2 protein-coding genes are annotated in these 1875 nt (G+C 52.2%); both read right to left on the reverse strand.

The genetic code is table 11. The annotated features are described in order from the left end of the window. A partial coding sequence (locus tag MYY08_RS14000) for a polyketide cyclase (protein ID WP_288014618.1) occupies nt 1-388 on the reverse strand: 388 nt, incomplete at its 3' end. A 254-nt stretch (nt 389-642) separates the two neighbouring features. Further along, entirely contained in the window at nt 643-1506 is an 864-nt protein-coding gene (locus MYY08_RS14005) for a YicC/YloC family endoribonuclease (protein WP_038629162.1), read from the reverse strand. Nucleotides 1507-1875 lie beyond the last annotated feature (369 nt).

Genomic DNA, 1875 nt, shown 5'->3' on the forward strand with positions numbered 1-1875 from the left:
TCACTAACCGATGCAGTTTCTGCAGGTCCTGCTCGATTAACGACAGCTCCTGCTGGAATTTTTCGTCTGTGGTAAAGGGCTGACGGAAAAGCGTAAGCAGTACCTGCGCGCCTTCCTGATTAGGCACAATGCGCATCGGCATATATATCTCTTTACCGAAACCGTTATCCAGCCAGTGGTCCATTACTCCAAACGCATTATGTTCAGTAAAACGAACCTTGATTGCGCCGTCTGGTCCCTGAGCTTTCCAGATGCTGCCTTCTGGCTGAAGAGGTGATTCGCCAATTGCCGATACCCATTTCGTGAAAAACTCTGGTTTCCAGACAGTTTCATAAAGATCTAACCAGTGACGCATAATGGTCAAACTGAGCGTGTGTGACGGCAACATATTCCCTCCGTTAAGAAACTTCAGTGCCTTAAGCAGTGTACAACGCCCGTGGGAAAGGGGCAGACAAGACTGACGTTTTTCAACCGTTGCGTTAACGGCAAGGTACGCTGGCGGCGTTGTCGTCATGGATATAACAACGCCGACGCGTTAAAAATTGCAAGAAAGAGAGGGGAAGGCGCCGGAGAAGGACATTATAAAAAAGCCCGCCAGAGGCGGGCTGCACAGGTTTACGCTTGCGGTAAGGCCATGCGCGGTTATTCAATATTCTGAATCTGCTCGCGCATCTGCTCAATCAGCACCTTTAGCTCAATCGCCGAGGCGGTGATATCTGCATTGATCGATTTCGATGCCAGCGTGTTCGATTCACGGTTGAATTCTTGCATCATAAAGTCGAGACGGCGGCCAACGGCCTCCTTCTTCTTCAGGATGTTGTACGTCTCTTTAACATGCGCTTCCAAGCGATCGAGCTCCTCGGCAACGTCGATGCGTTGCGCCATCATCAACAGTTCCTGTTCGACACGATTATTGTCCAGCTGTATCTCCGCCTCTTCAAGCCTGGTCACCAGCCGCTCGCGCTGCCATTTCAGGACTTCCGGCATCCAGGCGCGAACCTTCTGCACTTCGGCGCTGACGCCTTCAAGGCGCTGTTCAATCATGGTTTTCAATGCGGCGCCTTCGCTTTCACGCGCGGTGATGAAATCATCGATCGCCAGTTCCAGCGCGGCCAGCAGCTCGACGTTGATAGCGTCCAGATCCTGCTCCTGCGCGGACATCACGCCCGGCCAGCGTAAAATATCAACCGGATCGATTTCGCCATTCGCGTTTTGCTGCTTCACCCACTGCGCGGCTTCCAGCAGCTGCTTCGCCAGCGGTTGATTAAGGATCAACGCGCTTTGCGCGCCCGGATCGGCGTCAAAACGTAAGTTACATTCAATCTTTCCGCGCGTCAGGCGATTACGCAGACGTTCACGAATAACCGGTTCCAGACTGCGGAATTGCTCCGGCAGGCGGATGTAAGTTTCAAGATAGCGCTGGTTCACGGAACGTAGCTCCCAGGCTGCGCTGCCCCATTCGCCTTTGGTTTCACGCCGGGCGTAGGCGGTCATGCTGCGGATCATTGTGCGTACCCGTATTCAGGAAAGATGGGGAGATTATAGCGATGCCGCCTCTCCGTTAACAGGTTTAAGCGTCGATTGCGCCAGGGACATGAAAAGCGGTTTATGGCGGAAATTATTAAGCTGCTATCAGGTTTTGATAGCATTAGAAACATCTTATTAGGCAAACGGCGGAAATGAGGCGTTGTCGATGGACAAGCTTATTTTTCGTCATGCTTATTTAGCCAGACAGGCAATTGCAGGTTGCCCGAATGGGGCGCATTCACCGATGAAGGCCTGGCTATAGCCGGTGCTATCCGACGATATTGCCTAAAAACGTGAACGTTAAGTAAAAATTGGCGCCGCCATTTATTCGCCGGGCAAGCTGTATTC

The sequence above is a fragment of the Mixta sp. genome, from assembly GCF_024610815.1.
GTDB classification, from domain to species: domain Bacteria; phylum Pseudomonadota; class Gammaproteobacteria; order Enterobacterales; family Enterobacteriaceae; genus Mixta; species Mixta calida.